The sequence below is a fragment of the Bacteroides sp. AF32-8BH genome, from assembly GCF_003435205.1.
Lineage (GTDB): Bacteria > Bacteroidota > Bacteroidia > Bacteroidales > Bacteroidaceae > Bacteroides > Bacteroides ovatus.
Genome location: NZ_QVLZ01000093.1, coordinates 1 through 4,133 on the forward strand (window position 1 = coordinate 1; position 4,133 = coordinate 4,133).

General features: G+C 43.2%; 2 protein-coding genes. Both read left to right on the forward strand.

Annotated features, from left to right (window positions below; translation table 11 throughout):
- Nucleotides 1-263: 263 nt before the first annotated feature.
- Complete coding sequence (gene serS / locus DWZ47_RS29980) at nucleotides 264-1,538, forward strand: serine--tRNA ligase (protein WP_032846181.1); 1,275 nt, start codon at nucleotides 264-266, stop codon at nucleotides 1,536-1,538.
- A gap of 158 nt (nucleotides 1,539-1,696) precedes the next feature.
- Nucleotides 1,697-3,997: a bifunctional dihydroorotate dehydrogenase B NAD binding subunit/NADPH-dependent glutamate synthase gene (locus tag DWZ47_RS29985; protein WP_032846183.1), complete on the forward strand. Its 2,301-nt coding sequence runs from the start codon at nucleotides 1,697-1,699 to the stop codon at nucleotides 3,995-3,997.
- Nucleotides 3,998-4,133 lie beyond the last annotated feature (136 nt).

The window sequence follows — 4,133 nt, forward strand, 5'->3', positions numbered from 1 at the left end:
CTGGGCTTTGCGCATAAAAAAAGGCTGTGTCAGCGTTTTGACACAACCTCTTTCTTTTTAACAACCAGAGTTTTATATATCACTCTAAAAGAGACATGTATGTATCATTCACTGCATATATGTTTATTATACAGCTCAATACATGTATTATATATATCATAGACACATCATATATATTATATATAACACATATATTTGCTTGATTATTCGTTTTTTCTTTATCTTTGTAGCCTTAAATAAGAAAGTTCATAAAAAGTATAGATATGCTTACCATTAAACAAATTACAGAAAACACAGAGGCGGTACTCCGCGGACTGGAAAAGAAGCATTTCAAAAATGCAAAGGAAACGATCGATCAAGTGATCGCTCTTAACGACAAGAGACGTAGCACACAAAATGAATTAGATAAGAATCTGGCAGAGGTTAACTCGCTTTCACGCACCATCGGTCAACTGATGAAAGAAGGCAAGAAAGAGGAAGCTGAGACTGCACGCGCACGCGTTGCCGAACTAAAAGAAGGTAACAAAGAATTAGACGCCGCTATGACACAGGCTGCAACAGATATGCAGAATGTACTTTACACCATCCCCAACATTCCTTACGACAGCGTACCCGAAGGTGTAGGTGCTGAAGATAACGTAGTGGAAAAAATGGGAGGTATGGAAACTGAACTTCCTAAAGATGCACTCCCCCACTGGGAACTGGCTAAGAAATATGATTTAATAGACTTCGATCTGGGTGTAAAAATCACAGGTGCAGGTTTCCCTGTATATAAAGGTAAAGGCGCACAACTTCAACGCGCTCTTATCAACTTCTTCCTGGACGAAGCACGCAAATCCGGATATACTGAAATCATGCCACCGACAGTAGTTAACGCTGCTTCCGGCTATGGCACAGGACAGCTTCCTGACAAAGAAGGACAAATGTATCATTGTGAAGTAGATGATTTATATCTGATTCCAACAGCAGAAGTGCCTGTAACCAACATCTACCGTGATGTAATTTTGGAAGAAAAACAGTTGCCAATAATGAATTGCGCCTATACACAATGTTTCCGTCGTGAAGCTGGTTCCTATGGTAAAGATGTGCGCGGACTGAATCGTCTGCACGAATTCTCCAAAGTAGAATTGGTTCGCATTGACAAACCGGAACACTCCAAACAATCTCATCAGGAAATGCTAGACCACGTAGAAGGTCTGTTGCAAAAACTGGAACTTCCATATCGTATCCTCCGCCTCTGTGGTGGTGATATGAGTTTCACTGCTGCCCTTTGTTTCGACTTCGAAGTATATTCAGAGGCACAGAAACGCTGGTTGGAAGTAAGTTCCGTATCCAATTTCGATACCTATCAGGCCAATCGTCTGAAATGCCGTTACCGTAATGCAGAAAAGAAAACCGAACTCTGCCACACACTAAACGGTTCAGCATTAGCACTGCCACGTATCGTTGCTGCCCTACTCGAAAACAACCAGACTCCGGAAGGCATTAGAATTCCGAAAGCGTTGGTTCCGTACTGCGGCTTCGACAAGATAGACTAAGACTTGATCTGACAGACTAATAAAAGCACCCTTATATAGAGAGCCACTCATCAAAAGAGTGGCTTTTCTTTTATATTTCGCAAATAAGCTGTATCTTTGCCAAAATTTATATCATTCTGATAGCAGTTACGTAATAAAAACAACAAATTAATTAGATAATGAACAAAATCATTAGCAAGGAACGCTTTTCTGAAAAAGTATTCAAATTTGAAATTGAAGCTCCTTTAATTGCTAAATCTCGTAAGGCCGGACACTTCGTCATCGTACGTGTAGGCGAAAAAGGAGAACGTATGCCATTGACTATCGCAGGTTCCGACCTGAAAAAGGGTACCATTACTCTGGTAGTGCAGGAAGTCGGGCTTTCTTCTACCCGTCTCTGCGAGCTGAATGAAGGCGAATCTATCACTGACGTAGTAGGCCCACTCGGACAAGCTACCCATATAGAAAAATTCGGAACAGTAATCTGCGCTGGTGGTGGTGTAGGTGTGGCTCCGATGCTTCCTATCGTACAGGCTTTGAAGGCTGCCGGTAACCGTGTTATCACTGTATTGGCTGGACGCAATAAAGATCTCATCATCCTGGAAAAAGAAATGCGTGAAAGCTCTGACGAAGTAATTATCATGACGGATGACGGTTCTTACGGCCGTAAAGGTCTGGTGACAGCAGGTGTAGAAGAAGTTATCAAACGTGAGAAAGTAGACAAATGTTTCGCTATTGGCCCTGCCATCATGATGAAATTCGTTTGCTTGCTGACTAAAAAATATGAAATTCCGACAGATGTTTCGCTAAATACTATCATGGTGGACGGAACAGGTATGTGCGGTGCTTGCCGTATCACTGTAGGAGGAAAGACTAAATTCGTTTGTGTAGATGGTCCGGAATTCGACGGTCACCAAGTGAATTTCGACGAAATGCTGAAACGTATGGGTGCGTTCAAGAATATCGAACGCGAAGAAATGCATAAGCTGGAATCGGAATGTGAAGCAACCAAAGAAATCGATGAAAAAAGTCGTAATGCTACTTGGAGACAGGAGTTACGCAAATCCATGAAGCCAAAAGAACGTACGGCTATTCCTCGTGTAGAGATGAATGAACTCGATGCTGAATACCGTTCACACAGCCGTAAAGAGGAAGTTAATCAAGGATTAACAGCAGAACAGGCTGTTACAGAAGCCAAACGCTGTCTCGACTGTGCTAATCCTGGATGTATGGAAGGCTGTCCGGTAGGTATTGATATTCCCCGCTTCATTAAGAATATCGAACGCGGTGAGTTCCTCGAAGCTGCTAAAACATTGAAAGAAACAAGTGCGCTCCCTGCAGTTTGCGGTCGTGTGTGTCCGCAAGAAAAACAGTGCGAATCAAAATGTATTCATCTGAAAATGAATGAAAAGCCGGTAGCTATCGGTTATTTGGAACGTTTTGCAGCTGATTACGAACGTGAAAGCGGACAAATCTCCGTACCTGTCATTGCAGAGAAAAACGGCATCAAAATAGCTGTTATCGGTTCAGGACCTGCAGGATTGGCATTTGCCGGAGATATGGCTAAATATGGATATGATGTAACTGTATTTGAAGCGCTGCATGAAATTGGCGGTGTATTGAAATACGGTATCCCCGAATTCCGTTTGCCAAACAAGATTGTAGACGTAGAAATCGACAATCTCGGTAAGATGGGCGTTAACTTCATCAAAGACTGTATTGTAGGAAAAACTATCGGTGTAGAAGACTTGAAAGCGGAAGGTTTCAAAGGAATATTCGTGGCTTCCGGTGCCGGACTGCCAAACTTTATGAATATCCCGGGAGAAAACTCTATCAATATCATGTCTTCAAATGAATACCTCACCCGTGTCAATTTGATGGATGCCGCCAGCGAAGATTCAGACACTCCGGTAGCATTCGGTAAGAATGTGGCAGTAATCGGTGGTGGTAACACAGCTATGGACTCTGTCCGTACAGCAAAACGTCTTGGCGCTGAACGTGCTATTATTATCTATCGTCGCTCGGAAGAAGAAATGCCTGCACGTATCGAAGAAGTAAAACACGCCAAAGAAGAAGGAGTTGAATTCCTCACTCTGCATAATCCTATCGAATATATTGCTGATGAACAAGGTTGCGTAAAACAAGTTATTCTGCAAAAGATGGAATTAGGCGAACCGGATGCTTCCGGACGTCGTAGTCCTGTAGCCATCCCGGGAGCGACAGAAACAATCGATATAGACCTGGCCATTGTCAGCGTTGGGGTATCTCCCAACCCGATTGTTCCAAGCTCTATCAAAGGACTGGAATTAGGACGAAAAGGAACTATCGCAGTAAATGACAACATGGAATCTTCTATCCCAATGATTTACGCAGGTGGTGACATCGTTCGCGGTGGAGCTACCGTAATTCTGGCGATGGGTGATGGCCGTAAAGCTGCCGCTGCTATGAATGAGCAACTGAAAACAAACGCCGGCAACTAACTGCCGCTTATTAACACCCGGGCTAAAACCAACTCACACGTGGGTAGAACATCGATCACCCCCGGCATAAAAAAGTAGAATAAGAAAAGAGGTTGTGTCAAAACGCTGACACAGCCTTTTTTTATGCGCAAAGCCC